This window comes from Corynebacterium sp. HMSC059E07 (assembly GCF_001814395.1).
Classification (GTDB): Bacteria; Actinomycetota; Actinomycetes; order Mycobacteriales; family Mycobacteriaceae; genus Corynebacterium; species Corynebacterium hesseae.
Genome location: NZ_KV816341.1, coordinates 1 through 15,865 on the forward strand (window position 1 = coordinate 1; position 15,865 = coordinate 15,865).

General features: G+C 61.9%; 17 protein-coding genes. 5 read left to right on the forward strand and 12 right to left on the reverse strand.

The window, feature by feature from the left end; all coding sequences use genetic code 11:
• Nucleotides 1-175: 175 nt before the first annotated feature.
• A complete protein-coding gene (locus HMPREF2967_RS12360; RefSeq protein WP_070686791.1) occupies nucleotides 176-952 on the reverse strand; it encodes a hypothetical protein in 777 nt (258 codons plus the stop codon).
• Between the two features lie 162 nt (nucleotides 953-1,114).
• Between HMPREF2967_RS12360 and HMPREF2967_RS12365 the strand changes: the two genes are divergently transcribed.
• On the forward strand, nucleotides 1,115-2,254 hold the full coding sequence (locus HMPREF2967_RS12365; protein WP_185963183.1) for an Mrp/NBP35 family ATP-binding protein: 1,140 nt from the start codon (nucleotides 1,115-1,117) through the stop codon (nucleotides 2,252-2,254).
• A gap of 7 nt (nucleotides 2,255-2,261) precedes the next feature.
• On the opposite strand, the gene HMPREF2967_RS12370 is transcribed toward HMPREF2967_RS12365, so the two are convergent.
• The 3 genes from HMPREF2967_RS12370 to sigE all read right to left on the reverse strand — a co-directional run bounded on the left by HMPREF2967_RS12370 (nucleotide 2,262) and on the right by sigE (nucleotide 4,122).
• Nucleotides 2,262-2,834: a twin-arginine translocase TatA/TatE family subunit gene (locus HMPREF2967_RS12370; protein ID WP_070562909.1), complete on the reverse strand. Its 573-nt coding sequence runs from the start codon at nucleotides 2,832-2,834 to the stop codon at nucleotides 2,262-2,264.
• A 70-nt stretch (nucleotides 2,835-2,904) separates the two neighbouring features.
• On the reverse strand, nucleotides 2,905-3,372 hold the full coding sequence (locus HMPREF2967_RS12375) for an anti-sigma factor family protein (protein WP_070686793.1): 468 nt from the start codon (nucleotides 3,370-3,372) through the stop codon (nucleotides 2,905-2,907).
• Between the two features lie 84 nt (nucleotides 3,373-3,456).
• A complete protein-coding gene (gene sigE / locus HMPREF2967_RS12380) occupies nucleotides 3,457-4,122 on the reverse strand; it encodes an RNA polymerase sigma factor SigE (RefSeq protein ID WP_070562087.1) in 666 nt (221 codons plus the stop codon).
• A gap of 164 nt (nucleotides 4,123-4,286) precedes the next feature.
• On the opposite strand from sigE, the gene HMPREF2967_RS12385 reads away from it, so the two are divergent.
• Nucleotides 4,287-4,934, forward strand: a complete 648-nt coding sequence (locus HMPREF2967_RS12385; protein ID WP_070686794.1) for an O-methyltransferase — start codon at nucleotides 4,287-4,289, stop codon at nucleotides 4,932-4,934.
• An 83-nt stretch (nucleotides 4,935-5,017) separates the two neighbouring features.
• On the opposite strand, the gene glgC is transcribed toward HMPREF2967_RS12385, so the two are convergent.
• Nucleotides 5,018-6,235: a glucose-1-phosphate adenylyltransferase gene (gene glgC / locus HMPREF2967_RS12390; protein ID WP_070686796.1), complete on the reverse strand. Its 1,218-nt coding sequence runs from the start codon at nucleotides 6,233-6,235 to the stop codon at nucleotides 5,018-5,020.
• Between the two features lie 154 nt (nucleotides 6,236-6,389).
• Between glgC and glgA the strand changes: the two genes are divergently transcribed.
• Entirely contained in the window at nucleotides 6,390-7,544 is a 1,155-nt protein-coding gene (gene glgA / locus HMPREF2967_RS12395) for a glycogen synthase (protein ID WP_070686799.1), read from the forward strand.
• A gap of 11 nt (nucleotides 7,545-7,555) precedes the next feature.
• Nucleotides 7,556-9,013, forward strand: a complete 1,458-nt coding sequence (locus HMPREF2967_RS12400; protein ID WP_070686801.1) for a GH32 C-terminal domain-containing protein — start codon at nucleotides 7,556-7,558, stop codon at nucleotides 9,011-9,013.
• A 493-nt stretch (nucleotides 9,014-9,506) separates the two neighbouring features.
• On the opposite strand, the gene HMPREF2967_RS12405 is transcribed toward HMPREF2967_RS12400, so the two are convergent.
• From HMPREF2967_RS12405 to dapE, 7 genes are all read right to left on the reverse strand, one after another.
• Complete coding sequence (locus HMPREF2967_RS12405) at nucleotides 9,507-10,391, reverse strand: methyltransferase domain-containing protein (protein WP_070562898.1); 885 nt, start codon at nucleotides 10,389-10,391, stop codon at nucleotides 9,507-9,509.
• A gap of 10 nt (nucleotides 10,392-10,401) precedes the next feature.
• A complete protein-coding gene (locus HMPREF2967_RS12410; RefSeq protein WP_010187237.1) occupies nucleotides 10,402-10,569 on the reverse strand; it encodes a DUF3117 domain-containing protein in 168 nt (55 codons plus the stop codon).
• Nucleotides 10,570-10,658: 89 nt separating this feature from the next.
• The gene (locus tag HMPREF2967_RS12415; RefSeq protein ID WP_070530397.1) at nucleotides 10,659-10,958 is read right to left on the reverse strand and encodes a DivIVA domain-containing protein; all 300 of its coding nucleotides are present in this window, start codon (nucleotides 10,956-10,958) and stop codon (nucleotides 10,659-10,661) included.
• Between the two features lie 3 nt (nucleotides 10,959-10,961).
• Entirely contained in the window at nucleotides 10,962-11,699 is a 738-nt protein-coding gene (locus tag HMPREF2967_RS12420; protein WP_070686803.1) for a glucosyl-3-phosphoglycerate synthase, read from the reverse strand.
• A 3-nt stretch (nucleotides 11,700-11,702) separates the two neighbouring features.
• Nucleotides 11,703-12,515: a dihydropteroate synthase gene (gene folP, locus HMPREF2967_RS12425; RefSeq protein WP_198531060.1), complete on the reverse strand. Its 813-nt coding sequence runs from the start codon at nucleotides 12,513-12,515 to the stop codon at nucleotides 11,703-11,705.
• Between the two features lie 26 nt (nucleotides 12,516-12,541).
• Entirely contained in the window at nucleotides 12,542-13,312 is a 771-nt protein-coding gene (locus tag HMPREF2967_RS12430) for an LOG family protein (RefSeq protein WP_070562885.1), read from the reverse strand.
• Nucleotides 13,313-13,319: 7 nt separating this feature from the next.
• A complete protein-coding gene (gene dapE, locus HMPREF2967_RS12435) occupies nucleotides 13,320-14,408 on the reverse strand; it encodes a succinyl-diaminopimelate desuccinylase (RefSeq protein ID WP_070686807.1) in 1,089 nt (362 codons plus the stop codon).
• A gap of 91 nt (nucleotides 14,409-14,499) precedes the next feature.
• On the opposite strand from dapE, the gene HMPREF2967_RS12440 reads away from it, so the two are divergent.
• Nucleotides 14,500-15,858, forward strand: a complete 1,359-nt coding sequence (locus tag HMPREF2967_RS12440; RefSeq protein WP_070524924.1) for an amino acid permease — start codon at nucleotides 14,500-14,502, stop codon at nucleotides 15,856-15,858.
• Nucleotides 15,859-15,865 lie beyond the last annotated feature (7 nt).

Here is a 15,865-nt window from a genome sequence, read left to right on the forward strand (position 1 = left end):
GCAGGCAACAACCATAAACCGCTAGAAGTGTCCAAGACCTCCATGGATTCCGTGTCCAAAAAGACACCGGACTCCATGTCCAAAAACCCTATGGACATAACAATACAGTCCTAGGTTGTCCCCCTGGCGCCGAGGACTGCGCCCCCTAGCTTGCCTCTTCTAGGATTCCACACTTCTAGGATTCCTCGTGGACCAAATCCGAGCCACCAGAGGAATTGGAGTCGCCTTCCTCGTTGAGGTTCTGCGAGAGGTTCGCCTCCATCCAGGCGCGCACGGCTCCCTCGAAATCCTCAGACTCCTCCACCTCCTCAACGACCTCATCGAGATCCTGCGTCGTCAGGAATTTGGTAAAGGAGGCGATCTCTAGCTTCTCATCGCGGTTAAAAAGCCCGTCCTGGTAGACCACGACGTAGTTTTGCGGCAGCTCCGGCTTGGAATTGGGGCAGCCTTCGGCGCCGGCGGGCTCCACCACGGACATCTCCGGAGGCATCGACGCCATGAGCGCAACGTGGGTGCGCTCCAGGAAATCCACGTCCTTCGTCCCCTCATCCTTGGCGGCCACATAGTCCTTTGAAATCTCGCGGGCCTCCACCGGGTTGTAGACGCTTAAGAATTCACCCGTGCAGCCAACGAAGAAGTTGCCGTTGGTGCTTATACCGCTGACGTGCTCCCCTCCCTGGCGCACCAGCATATGTTTCTGGGATACGGTAGCCGCGCGCCCCTCATCGCGCAAGGTCTGGCGATAGATTTCCGCCAGCACGCGCTGTTTATGGGATGTCGGGTCGATCATGATGATGATTGGCGCCGATGCAACAGGCTTGGGGTCTGGCTTGGGCTCATATCCCGAGCAGGCGCTGAGCGACGCCCCCACAACCCCCACCAAGGCCACCCCAGCAACGCGGGAGAAGGTTCGGGAACGTGAGGTATGGCGGGGCATCAAGATAGGGCGCATTCTTTCTCTTAAACCAGACATGGAGCAGGACATAAACCACAACATGTCACTACTGTGCAGCTGCAGCGCTTCAGGCGCAGCATCTGGCTGAATTTTACACATCCCATTGCCCTGACGCGGTGTGGCTCTCCTCAGCAACGGGTGACTAGACTGGTGAGGGTTATGACTAGCGCTATTACTGAATCTTCCGTTCGCGACGCGCTCACGCGCGTCGATGACCCAGAAATCGGTCGCCCCATCACTGAGCTCGGCATGGTGAAGTCCGTGACCGTCACCGGCTCGGACGTGGATATCGAGCTTTATCTCACCATCGCGGGCTGCCCGATGAAGAGCACCATCGAGTCCAATACCCGCGCGGCGGTTTCCGAACTAGACGGGGTCGGCGAGATCACCATCTCCATGACACCGATGAGCGATGAGCAGCGTAAAGAGCTCAAGCAGAAGCTGCGCGGCGGACAGGCCGAGCCGGAGATCCCCTTTGCCAAGCCTGAGTCCACCACCCGCGTCTTCGCGGTGGCCTCCGGCAAGGGCGGCGTGGGTAAGTCCTCCGTCACGGTGAACTTGGCGGCTGCCTTGGTGAACAAGGGCCTCAAGGTCGGCATCGTGGACGCCGATATCTATGGCCACTCCGTGCCCAGCCTGCTGGGTTCCACGGCGGGCCCCACAGTGCTTGACGACGAAATGCTGCTTCCCCCCGTCTCCCACGGCATCAAGCACATCTCGATTGGCCAATTCGTGGAGGGTAACGCGCCCGTCGTCTGGCGCGGGCCCATGCTGCACCGCGCCCTCCAGCAGTTCCTCGCGGACGTCTTCTGGGGTGACTTGGATGTGCTCCTGCTGGACCTGCCGCCGGGTACTGGTGACGTGGCCCTGTCGGTGGCCCAGCTCATCCCCAATGCGGAGCTGCTCATCGTGACCACCCCGCAGGCTGCTGCGGCCGAGGTGGCCGAGCGCGCAGGTTCCATCTCGCAGCAAACGCGCCAGCGCGTAGCCGGCGTGATCGAGAACATGGGCGCGATGGTCATGCCGGACGGCTCCACGATGGATATCTTCGGCTCCGGTGGCGGCAGCGTGGTAGCCGAGCGCCTCAGCGTACTGCTGGGCCACGAGGTCCCCCTGCTGGCCAGCATCCCGCTCGACCCAAGCCTGCGTGCGGCCGGCGATGCCGGAACCCCCATCGTTATCTCCGCGCCCGACTCCCCCGCTACCCAAGCCATCAACAAGGTGGCGGATTCCATTGCGGTGCGCTCCGATTCCCTCGTGGGCAAGAAGCTCGGCTTGGGCGTGACCCGCAAGAACTAATCGGGCCTTAGGTGACATCCTCCCAGGAGGAGCTGCCCTCGCCGGCGGATGCATTCCCGCCGCGCGGGGGCTGTGTCGTTTTCTTGTTAGTCGCTCGCTCTTCCACGGACTGCTGCGCACCCAGGTCCGGGTAGACCTGCGAATAATCAAAGGTTGGCCGCGCGGGGTTCTCCTGTGGCGCGGGCTGCGCTGGTCTCTGCGGCGCGGGTTGGTTGTTTACTTCTGCGTCGTGCTCGTACGGGCTGGTGCTCTTCTTGATGTCCTCAGCCATCTTTTTCGGATTGAAATCGTCCCAGGCGGAATCGTCGCCGTCGAAAAGCGCCTTGGTGATAACCCCGCGCGGCCCCATGCGCGTCCACTCCGCCGCCTGGCTCAGAGGTACGCGAAGGTCATCGAACTCCGCGCCGAGACCGCTCATCTCACCGTTGAGCTCCGCCTTAGCGTTGGCAATTGCTTTGCGCGCGGCGTAGATAGCCGCACGGACATCCATGATCACCCCGGGCAAACGCTCGGGGCCGATGATCACCAGACCCAGCAGCACGATGACAAGGATCTCTACCCAACCAATTGAGGAAAACACGAAACTATCTTAACTACTTCGCTAATGGTGACAGGGCGACGGGCGCGCGGAAAGCTTTGGGGCTTATAAGTCAGCCCCGCTGGTTATGCCGGATGGCGCGCACAACCATCTCCACCTTGTCAAGGAAGTCTTGGCGAGGCCGATGCGCGGGCATCTCCGCGTCTGGCCCAGGCCCAGCGCCCTGATTAGCAATACCCGCAAGTTTAGCCATGAGGGAATCCGGCGCCTTGACGTGGGAATCCACGCTGCATTCCCGAATCCATTCGGCGGCATTGCGCTGGTGGTGAATGTCCGCTCGGCACTCCGCGCAGTGCACGAGATGGACGCGCACGCGGTGAGCATACTTGGCCGACATTTCACCGTCGACAAAGGCGACGACTGCCTCGGGCCCCAAGTGGCCAATCGTATCCGCGCGCTGTGCGCGTGCCTTGGCTTTATCGCGGACTTTGGCTTGGGCCTCGGTAAAGAATCCGGACAAGCCTAGGGAGTGGCCATGCTCCTGATCCCCCGAGGACTTCTTATGCCCTGATTCCTTCACCGCAACGTCACCTCCACTCAGCGCGTACTCTCAACCTTTACTTAGCTGCGAGTTTCGCAGTCCTAAGGCTAAACGCTGCCCAGTCTAGCGCGTGCGCAGCAGGCTGCGGGTGTCCGCGTTGGTCTGAGCTTCCTTTTCCAATGCGGCGCGCAACTGGGAGCGGCCGCGGTGGATTCGAGAGCGCACGGTACCCATCTTCACGCCGAGAGTTTCGGCGATTTCGTCGTAGCTCATGCCAACGACATCACAGAGCACCACCGCAACACGAAAATCAGGCGCAAGGTTATCCAGCGCCGATTGCAAAGCCGGGTCGAGGTTAGCCACCGAGTAGGCCTGCTCCGGGGTCATGTCAGTGCCGGGAACACGTTCATAATCCTCCGGCAAGGCCTCCATGCGGATTTTGGAGCGGTGGCGGACCATGTCCAAGAAGAGGTTCGTGGTAATGCGGTGCAGCCACCCTTCAAAGGTTCCGGCCTGGTATTTATTCAAGGAGCGGAAGACGCGCATAAAGGTCTCCTGCGTAAGATCCTCGGCGTCATGCTGGTTACCGGAGAGGCGGTAGGCCAAACGGTAGACACCATCAGCATGTTCGGCAACGAGTTCACCCCAAGAGGGCATATCACCCTGGCCAGCGTCGAACGCTGCGGTTCCGGTCAGCTCTTGGGCTTCTGCGTTCTCGGAAGAGCTGACGGTGGAAGAAGAATCACGAGTGCTTTGAGCGGGCTCAACACTGCGCTGCTGTGTGGTCATGACGATCATCATTCTATAGTGCGGGCCGAAACTCCAGCCAGAGCACTGTGAGCAGCCTGTGAATCCGTCACTCTTCTTACATGCGCTTCTTGTGCCACACGGAGAGGACAATCGCGGGCGATTCTCGGCGCGCAGCTGCAGCGAGTTCACTATGGTTTTCTATTGTGACTACTACGGCTTATGACGCAATGCGAACCTATATCGAATCCACCAGCGAGAGCTCTGAGGTGCTCGCCGCCGCCCGCGCCCACGCGGAGGAGTACGGACTTCCTTCGCCGGATGAGACCACCGGCCAGCTGCTCAGCACGCTCGCCGCGGTTTCTTCCGGTACCTCCTCCCGCCCCCAAGCGGTGGCGATTACCCCGGCCGCATCAGTCGTGGGGCTGTATTTGCTGGCGGGGATGCCGGACAACGGAATCCTGACCTGCATTGACCCAGAGGCCGAGCACCAGGCCAGCGCTAAGCAGGCCTTCCGCGATGCCGGCTACTCCCCTAGCCGCGGGCGCTTCCTTCCTTCCCGCCCCCTCGACATCATGGGCCGCTTGGCTAATGACACATACCAGGTGATTTACGCCGAGGTCCCCGCCCTCGACATGCCTGCGCTTCTCAAGGCAGCGTGGCCTCTGCTCCATCAGCACGGCACCTTGGTGTTGGCCAATGCGCTTCTCGACGGCACCGTGGCCGACCCCTCCCGCACCGACCGCGACACCGCCGCCGCCCGCGAGGCCGACGAATACGCCCGCTCCCTCGAGGGTGCGGCCGTCACACGCCTGCCCTACGGTGCGGGCTTGACGCTCATCACCAAGCTGTAGTCTCCACCAAGCACCACAAAAGCGGGCGCGACGGTGGCAATCACACCACCCGCACGCCCGCTTTAGGGCAGAAATAGCGCGGCTTAGACCTTTACGTTCTTGCCCACAACCACGACTCCGCCTTCAGAGACCTTGAAGCGCTCCTCATCGCGTTCGCGGTCCACGCCGATGATGGCGCCGTCGCTAACAACCACGTTCTTATCCAGGATGGCATGGCGGACTACCGCGCCACGACCGATGCGCACGCCGGGAAGGATGACGGAGCCTTCCACCGTCGCCCCATCCGCCACGTGCACATCCGAAGCCAGCACAGAGTTGCGCACCGTACCGCCGGAGACGATGCAACCCGGAGCCACCATCGAGGACTGCGCAATACCGTTCTGCACAAACTTCGCCGGCGGGAAGTTGGAATCATCCGTGGAGTGGATAGGCCACGAACGGTTGTACAGGTTGAAGATTGGGTGCACCGAAATCATGTCCATGTGCGCCTCATAGAAGGAGTCGATGGTGCCAACATCACGCCAGTAGCCATGGTCACGCTCCGTAGAGCCGGGAACTTCGTTAGCCATGAAGTCATAGACGTGCGCCTGATCGCGCTGCACGAAGTAAGGGATAATGTTGCCGCCCATATCGTGAGCGGAATCCTCATTCTTTTCGTCTTCCAGCAACGCGTCGATAAGCGCCTGCGTGGTGAAGACGTAGTTGCCCATGGAGGCATAGGTCATGTTCGGATCATCCGGGGTCGCCGGAGGATTGGCAGGCTTCTCGACGAACTCCGTGATCGTGCCCATCCCATCCGCCTGAATGCAGCCAAAGGCGGAAGCCTCCGAGCGCGGGACGCGGATACCCGCCACCGAGCAATCCAGACCGGTGGCGATGTGCTCTTCCACCATCTGGGCCGGGTCCATGCGGTAGACGTGGTCGGCGCCGAAAACGATGACATAGTCCGGCTTTTCGTCATAAATCAGGTTCAGCGACTGCAGGATGGCATCGGCGGAACCGTTGTACCAGCGCTTACCGCGACGCTGCTGAGCCGGAACGGAAGCGATGTACTGCGGGGTGGGTCCAGACAGGTTCCACGCTTGGGAAATGTGGCGGTCCAGAGAATGGGACTTGTACTGGGTCAGCACCGCAATCTTGAGGAAACCGGCGTTGACAAGATTGGACAGCACGAAATCGATCAGGCGATAGGAACCGCCGAACGGAACGGCGGGCTTAGCGCGGTCTTCCGTCAGAGGAAAAAGGCGCTTTCCCTCACCGCCGGCAAGGACAATGGCAAGGACATTTGGAAGGCTTCTCACATCACCCAATCTATAGACGTTTTCTGGATCGCGCAGTCGAAGAGTGCTTGTTTTTACCCCCTTTTGATGACCTCTCGCCGCCCCCGCGGGCCAATGCGTCACATGGCCTCTCAAGGTTTAGCGCGAGCTGTGGATAATCCGTATTCTGGCGATTATGAGAGCCGGAATTTTTTCTAAGGAGTATCCGCCGGAGATTTATGGCGGAGCGGGCGTCCACGTTGCAGAGCTCACGCGCTTCATGCGCGAGATCATCGATGTTTCAGTTCACTGCATGGGTTCTGAGCGCGACGAGAAGGATGTGTTTGTGCATGGCGTTGATCCCTCGTTGAAGGAGGCTAACGCCGCGCTGCAGACACTCTCCACAGGGCTGCGCATGGCCAACGCCGCCTCCGATATTGATGTGGCTCACTCCCACACCTGGTACACGGGACTGGGTGGGCACCTTGCCAGCCGCCTGTACGGCATCCCCCACGTGGTCACCGCACACTCGCTCGAACCCCACCGCCCGTGGAAGCGCGAACAGCTTGGTGGTGGCTATGAGATCTCCTCGTGGTCGGAAAAGAACGCCATGGAGTACGCTGACGCCGTCATCGCGGTGTCGGCCGGAATGAAAGACTCAATCTTGGATGCATACCCCCGCATCGACGCCGACAAGGTCCACGTGGTCCTCAACGGCATCGATACCCAGGTATGGCAACCGGGTGAGTCGGCGGTGCTGGATAAGTTGGGCGTCGACAAGCAGCGTCCCATCGTCGCCTTCGTGGGGCGGATCACCCGGCAGAAGGGCGTCAAGCACCTGCTGAAGGCTGCCCAGAGCTTTGACCAAGACATTCAGCTTGTGCTGTGTGCCGGCGCACCCGATACGCCGGAGATTGCGGCGGAGACCGAAGCCCTCGTGGAGGAGCTGCGCGCCCAGCGTGACGGCGTGTTCTGGGTCAAGGACATGCTCTCGCGCGAGGAAATTAAGCAGGTCTACTCCGGCGCGGACGTTTTCGTCTGCCCCTCAATTTATGAGCCTTTGGGAATCGTCAACCTTGAGGCAATGGCTTGTGGCACCACCGTGGTGGCGTCCAATGTGGGCGGCATCCCCGAGGTCGTTGTGGACGGCGAAACTGGTGTTTTGGTCAACTATGACGCAGATGACGACGCGACCTTTGAGGCCGATCTTGCCGCCGCTGTGAACCGCGTTGCTGCCGATAAAGAGCTGGCACAACGCTTCGGTGCTGCGGGCCGCCAGCGCGCCATCGAGGACTTCTCGTGGGCTACCATCGCGCAGCAGACCGTGGACATTTACCGCTCGTTAATGTAGGAAGGACTGCCGTGACGCATAAAGAAACGCACCATCGCCCAGAACTTCACTTCGTTCCCGATAGCGGGATCCTCGACGCCCCCGCAGGAATCGTCCGGGACGGTCATACCTGGCATCTGTTCCACCAGTACCGCCCTGATGCCGGCCAGCCTGCACGCTGGGGTCATTCAACCTCGGAGGAAACGGCCTTCGCCTGGCTGGACTGCGACGACGTTCTCGCCCCCGTCGGCGGTGAGCTGTCACTACGCGCAGGCTCAGTGGCGGAGGGCAAGGACGCCCTCAACCTTTATTTCACCTCGGTGACCTCGGTGGGCACCAGCGTGCGCTTGGCGCGGTATACCGACTACGCCGATGAATGCATCGTGTCAGATGACCCTTCTGCGCTCGATCCGGACGTCGTCCGCTTCGGGGAGGCCGTGGGCGCCCACACCAACTACGACCGCTTCCGCTCCCCCTCCGTGGTCCCGGATTGGGCCAAGGAGGACCGCGAAGAGGGACACGATGGCTGGCTGATGCTGGCGCTGACCGGTCATTCCGATGCCCCGATGCCGGTAATTCTGGACAGCCCCAATGGCGAATCTTGGACTCTTCTTGGGCCCTTGAGCTTCGACGGCGAACCTGGCTTCGAAGACGGCGAGGTTCCGGCTACCTCCCCCATCCCGCCGGTGGTGTCACCGCGCTTGGTGCGCCTTCGTGACGAGGTAGATAGGGAAATCTACGATGTCCTCTTCGTCACCTTAGAGCGCGAGGGCCGCGACGTTTCTGGCTACATCGTGGGCCGCCTCGACGGCACCGTGTTCACCGTGGCACGAGGTTTCCAGCGCGTGGACTATGGCCATGACTTCTCCCGTCCACGCAACACCAACACCACGACCGGAACGATTCCGCAGGAGCGCCGCTACGACCGCGCCGTCATCCTCGGCCTGCTCAATGGCAATGGCCGCGGCGATGACGCCACCAAGCACCCCACGTGGGAGGCTGAGGGCTGGGCTAATAGCTTGTCACTGCCACGTGCAGTCACGCTGCAGGGCGGTGTGCTCTACCAGACTCCGGCGGAGGGTCTGCCGGATGCTGTGAAGCTCTCGGACTACGCACGCTCATGGACAGGCGTATTGGAGGTACCGGCGGGCTCGAGCGTGACCGTCACGCTGAAGGATGGCTCCGGTGACGCCGCTGCGGTCATCCGCCACACGGGCGAGGAAATCAGCTTGGATCGCTCCATGTCGAAGGCCTTCGACAACTACTTCAAGGACTCCGCCCCAGCAGTGGCCAAGCTGGCCGAGGGCGATTCGGATACCCTCACCGTCATTCAGGATGGTGCCAGCGTTGAGGTGTTCGTAGACGGCGGATTGGTGGCTATGAGCTCCCGCGTCTACTTCGAGGGCGGTTGCTCCGCTATCGAGGTCAGCACCGAGGGCGAGGCTATTATTGAGCAGTCCTGGAACAGGAAGGGCACCAAGCTCTCTTAAGAGCGTCGAACGACGATTATAGAAGGAGGCCCAGGGCGACTGGGCCTCCTTTTGTGTGCGGGTCCACTGTTTTGTGCGGCCACGTTGCGCCGCTGCGCTCGCGGTCATCATTTCTCGCGCATGACTCATCAGTTCCACTCGCTCCCCTTCCTCCCTTCGCGCTCACCGGGAGCGGTCTTGGCGGCTGATCGAGGCTCTTGGTGAGCGCGAAGGGAGGATTCGAGGGGAGGATTCGACGAGAGGGGACAGCGAAATAGCCAGCGCGTCAACGCAAGCTCCAGATCACAGTGAGCAAACAGGCCCAGGGGTGGTTGCTTCACAGGCCGCCCCGCCCTTCGCGCTCACGGAGGAGCTAAAACCTTCCGACGGACCCACTGCCGGTGAGCGCGAAGGGTCGTTCTGGAGAGAAAAGGGACGGTCGAAAGAGAGAAGGACCGTTCCCCGAGGCTGAACAGCAAGGGCTGGCAATGAGAAGCCGAGCGCAAACGATGAATTAGGCCGAGCGCAAGCGGTCCAGACGGGCGTGGGCGGTCACGGTCAACGTCTGCGGCAACGAGGCCATACGCTCTGCCAGCTCCTCCGGACTAATGTGGCGCGCCGAGGGGCTCATCCCCACCTGCGCGGCGATGGAAGCCTTGTCCAAGACGATAGGGAAAGAAATATCGACCGGATCCGCTGCCTGCTTGAGGAACCCTTCCGCCTGCGCGTAGAGACGCTCCACCTTGCCTTCTTCCACGCCGAGAATTCCCAGCGGCTCTCGCAGCTCATCCAGGTGACCGGACTGCGGGGTCAAGACGATGACCTCCCCGCCGGGTGCGAGAACGCGCTGAAACTCCGCCGGATTGCGCGGCGCGAAGACCACCGAGATGGCATGGATTGAATCATCTTTCAAGGGCAGGCGCTCCCACACATCCGCAACCACAGCGCCGACGCGCTCGTGCGACTTGGCCAGGTGCTTAGCCGCATGCGTAGAGATATCGAGGCCCACGCCGCGAGCGCCCTCAATCGAATCGAGCGTGTGCGCCAGGTAATAACCCGTGCCGGCGCCTACCTCCAGGAGCGAGGGGGCGGTGTCCTCATTCAGGCCTGCTTGCTGAGCCGCGTCCTGACTCTCCAAAGAATCTTGCACCGCTCCAGTGACTGCCTCCACGAAGGGCGCGAAATGCCCCATAGCCAGGTAGGTTTCACGGGCGGTGACCATCGCGGCATCGTCACCTTGATGCTTCAGACCCGCACCAGCTGCCAACGTGACGTAGCCTTGCTTGGCCACGTCATAGGAATGGCCGGTCTCCGACACGAGGCGGGAAAAATCATCTGCGCCCTCAAGGGCGCTGCCATCGGCGGGATCGGCCAGAATATCGACGATATGTGAAAGCATGCTCCCTAGACTAGCTAGAAACTGCTACGAGGAGTGAACCCAACTCCGCTGCTTCTTCTTTGCTGAGCTCAATAACAATGCGCCCACCCCCGTCAGAAGGAATGCGCATGACGATCTTGCGGGACTCCTCTACCGCTTCCATCTCTCCACCAGTGGTACGGGGCTTCATCGCTGCCATATTGAGTCTCCTTCGACTGTATTTTGTACGTCCTTCTAGTTTAGCTCTTTTTCGGCCGCCGGCGGCAGACTCGTCGTTGTAGGCTCGGCCTAGGCTTGAACCGAAGGTTCTGAAGGTTCGCCCGATGACGCCGCCTTGGCACCCCAATGGCGCTCCACTGCCGCCAACAGGGCATCCACTTGGTCCTGGCGGTAGCCGCGCGCAACCACGTCAAAGCGCAGGTCATCGAAGCGCCCCTCCTCGAGGGCCCGAAGATTCTCTCGATCGGTATCCACGGCCTTGTCGGGAGCGCCCATGACAGGCCCCCGGCCCACGAAGCTTCCCCACGCCCACGTGCCGATGATGATGAGGGCAATGAGCACCACGATAAGAAGAATCCAGGACATCATGCGCTAAATCCTACCCAGCAATGGTGGCCTTTGGGCAACAGGCCCAACCACGCCAGCACGGGACAGGATGGTGCGCGCAACCACATCGGCCATCGGGGCCAGCTCCTCCAATGGACGGTTACGGTGGGTGCGGGTGCCCAGGTCAACCTCGGCGAGGGCATAGGGGCCATAGCGCTTGGCGACGTCTATCAGCAGCCCCGCTTCCACCCCGTACCCTTCCACGAACGGCAGCTCCATGGCGGCCGCGCGTCTTAAGGCGTACTCGCCACCGAGTGGTTGGTCAATGTGTGCGAGCTCCGGGAAGAACTGTCGCAAAAGCGGCTTGGCGGTCAGCTCGGTCACGCGCCCGCCGCCGGTGGGCTTTCCTTGAAAGCTGCGCTGGTAACGCGCCTTAACCATCTGGATGTGCGGATCGATGAAAGGCTCTGTGAGCGTGGAAACCATTCCGGGCGCAGCGGATTCTAGGTCCGCATCGATGAAGACGACGATGTCGCCCTCAGCTGCCGCCACGCCGCGCCAGAGGGATTCGCCCTTGCCGGGGCGGGGCTCCTCAGGCAGGATCTCCCGCCAATCGAGCACCCGAGCCCCTGCCGCCTGTGCCTCAGCCGCAGTTTCATCACTCGAGTCCGCATCGATGACGATGACCTCTTGAGGTTCATCCGCCAGGCAAGCACGCACCACGTGCGCGACTGTGCGCTCCTCATTGAGCGCAGGGATAACCACGGAAACGCTGTCGGCCATGGCTTAGGCCAGCCCCCGCGTCGTGGCCAAGGGTGCCATCTGGCCCTGGATGGCGGCGGTCATGCGAATGACGTCGAGAGTCGGGGCCACCTCATGGACCCGGAATGCCGCCACACCCCGTGCCGCCGACCATGCCGTTGCCGCCAGCGTGCCCGCGACGCGCTGGTCCACGGCGCGGTCGAGGGTCTCACCCACAAAATCCTTGTTCGACAAGGCCATGAGCACCGGCCAGCCGGTCGCCACGATCTCATCGATGCGCCGCAGCAACTCCAAGCCGTGGAAGGTGTTTTTGCCGAAATCGTGCGTGGGGTCGATAAACGTCAGCTCCTCCGGGCAACCGAGGTCGGCGGCGCGCTCGGCCAGCCGCGTGGTCTCGCTGATGACATCGGCAACCACATCATCGAAGTGCACACGATGCGGGCGGGTGCGCGGGGTCACGCCACCGGTGTGCGAGCACACGTAGCCTACCTTGTGGTGGCCAGCCACCTCGATGAGCTCGGGGTCCCAGCCGGCCCACGTGTCATTGACTAGACCGGCACCAGCAGCGATCGCGGCCTCTGCTACCTCAGCGCGCCACGTGTCCACCGAAATCAGCGCTTCCGGGCGGCGGCGGTGCAGCTCCGCGATGGTGGGCACGACGCGCTCGATTTCCTCGGCTGCGTCGACATGCTGACCCGGGCCGGCCTTGACGCCTCCGATGTCGATGATGGAGGCGCCGTCGTCAAGCGCCTGCTCCGCGCGCTGGATTGCTGGGTCGAGCTCGAAGGTGGCGCCCTTGTCATAGAAGGAGTCTGGGGTGCGGTTCACAATCGCCATGACCCGCGCGAGGTTGTGCGCTTGGGTCACTTGCTCTCCTGCTCCCGCAGGCGCTTGTCCGACATGACCTTGTGCGCGGCCAGGATGTGGGCGACGGCTTCATCGATATCGTCCGTGACCAAGAAAAGATCGAGGTCCTCGGCGCTGATGAATCCACCCTCGGCCAGGGTCTTCTTCATCCACTCCACCAAGCCGGACCAGTATTCAGTACCCATGAGCACGATGGGATAGTTGGTCACCTTGCCGGTTTGGACCATGCACATGACCTCGAAGAATTCATCCATGGTGCCCATGCCGCCGGGCAGGCAGATGAAGGCCTGGGAGTACTTGAGGAACATGGTCTTGCGGGCAAAGAAATAGCGGAAGTTCAGGCCCAAGTCCACGTAGGGGTTCAGGCCCTGCTCGTGCGGAAGCTCGATGCCTAGGCCCACAGACAACCCTCCGGCCTCGTGCGCGCCGCGGTTGGCCGCCTCCATGATGCCGGGGCCACCGCCGGTAATGACGGCATACTTAGCCTCCACGAGGCGGCGCCCCAAGGCCACGGCCAGCTGATAATTCGGATCCTCCTCCGGGGTGCGAGCGGAACCGAAGACGGTCACGGCCTTCGGCAGCTTGGCCAGGGCGTCGAAACCATCCACGAACTCGCCTTGGATGCGCAGGACGCGCCAGGGATCGGCGTGCTGCCATTCGTGATCCGCGCCGGACTGCAGCAGCCGTTGGTCAAAGGTGGAGGACTGCTCTCCAGCAGTACGCACGAGAAGTGGTCCGCGCAGGGTGCGCAGTTGCTCAGGCGTCATGGTGGTCTTATCCCTTCAGGTAGTTCAAGAGTGCGGTCGAGACTTCGGTGATCTGGGTGACGGGCACTTGTTCGTCCTTCTTGTGGGCAAAGCCTGGGTCTCCAGCGCCGAAATTGACGGCTGGGGTCCCCATCTCGGAGAAGCGGGCCACGTCGGTCCAACCATACTTGGCGCGGACGTTGCCGCCGACGGCGTCGACAAGCGCGCGTGCCGCCGGCTGGCCCAAGCCGGGCAGGGCGGCGCCGGCGATGTCGTCGACCTCCACGGTGATGTTCTCGTGTTCGCCGAGGACCTCCATCAGGTGCACCAGCGCCTCCTCGGAGCTGCGGTCCGGGGCGAAGCGGAAGTTGACGAACATCCAGGCCTCATCCGGGATGGTGTTGGTGGCCACGCCGGATTCGAGGTGGACGATGTTGAGGCCTTCCTTGTATGTGCAGCCGTCAATCTCCACATCGCGCGGCTGGTAGTTGGCCACGTTGAGCATCACCGGCGCCAAGGTGTGGGCGGCGTTGGACCCCAGCCAGGCGCGGGCCGAGTGCGCGCGGGTGCCATGGGCGGTAACGCGCACGCGAATGGTGCCCTGGCAGCCGGCCTCGATCATGGCGCCGGAAGGCTCCCCCAGCAGAGCGAGGTCCCCCTTCAGCCATTCCGGGTGATCCTTTTGCAGGTGGCCCAGGCCGTTGAACTCGGTGGCGACCTCCTCGCCCTCGTAGGCGATGACGGTGAGATCGTGCTTCAACTCATCGGAGTTGTACAGCTGCGCAAAGGCGTTGAGGTAGACCGCCATGCCCGACTTCATGTCCACGGTGCCGCAGCCGTACATGATCTCCCCGTACTCCGACATGGTGTGGGGCACGTTATCGGCCAGAGGAACGGTATCGATGTGGCCGGCTAGGACCACGCGGCTTTCAAAACCCCGGTTTGTCCGGGCACACACGGTGTTGCCATAGCGTTGCACCTCCACCGTGTCTTGGTCCAGACCGCGCAGGGCCTCCTCGACGGCGTCGGCGATCGCCTCTTCGTGATGGGAAGGGCTTGGGATATCCACCAGGGCCTTAGTGAGCTCGATGGGATCGGAGAAGAGATTTAAAGTCACAACCCGCCATGCTAGCGCCCCCGGATGCTCAGCGCATTGCGTAAAGTACTTCCCATTACAAACAATCAATAGCGTTGAAGGTGATCACCCTATGGCAGCGGCCACACAACTTAAAACCCGCCACCTCACCATGATGGGGCTCGGATCCGCAGTGGGTGCGGGACTCTTCCTGGGCGTGGGCCTAGGCATTCAGGTGTCCGGCACCTCCGTTCTCATCTCCTATGCGGTAGCTGGCGCGCTCATCGCCTTGGTGATGTGGATGCTCGGCGAGATGGCCGCCGCACGCCCTTCGTTGGGCGCGTTCTCCACCTATGCAGGACAGGCCTTTGGGCCATGGGCCAGGTTTACGTTGGGCTGGATTTACTGGTTCATGCTGGTCATGGTGATGGGCGCGGAGATTACCGGTGCTGCGGCCATTATCTCGAATTGGTTCGGGGTCGATCCGTGGATACCGGCTTTGGTGGCTGTGGTGTTCTTCGCCGTGGTCAACTTTGCCGCCGTGGGCGGCTTCGGCGAATTCGAGTTCTGGTTCGCCATCATCAAGGTAGCCACGATTGTGGCCTTCCTCGGAGTCGGTGTGCTCATGGCGCTGGGAATCCTGCCCGGAATGGACCTCTCCTTGGCAGGTCATAACTTCACAGAGAACTTCCTGCCCAACGGCGGCCCCGGTTTTGCTGCCGGCCTACTCGCCGTGGCTTTCGCTTTCGGTGGCATCGAGCTGGTCACCATTGCCGCCGCCGAGTCCGAGGATCCAGCGCACAACGTCGCCACTGCGGTGCGCGCCATCATCGTGCGCATCATGGTCTTCTACATCGGTTCCATCCTGGTTATCACGCTGGCATTGCCTTTCAGCTCCATCCAGGACGCCGACGTCGCCGCGGACTCGCCCTTCACGCTGGTCCTCGCCGCCGCGAAAATCCCCTTCGCTGCGGGATTCATGGAAGCCATCATCGCCCTAGCGCTGCTCTCTGCCTTCAACGCACAGATCTACGCCACCTCCCGTCTGGTCTATGACATGGCGAAGGACCATAGCGCGCACCACATCTTCCTTCGGACGAACACCTCCGGTTCCCCCATTTTTGCGGTGGTGCTCTCCATCATCTTCGCCTTTGCATCGGTGGTGCTGCAGTACTGGAACCCGCCGGGATTGTTGGCCTTCCTCTTCAACGCGGTTGGCGGCTGCCTGCTGGTCATCTGGTGTTTCATCGTGGCCTCCTATATCAAGCTGCACCCACAGATGCAGGCCAACGGCGAGCTCACCACGCTGCGCGTCCCGGGCTTCCCGTGGCTGCCGTGGCTCACCGCCCTAGCGCTGGTCGGCCTCACAATTCTTATGCTTTTCGACGCCTCCGCCCGCAACCAAGTCCTCGCCGTCCTCATCCTGACCGTGGCCCTGGTTGTGATCTTTCACCTACTACCGGGTAACTCACGGCGCACGACAGAGGCGTAGCTGCTAG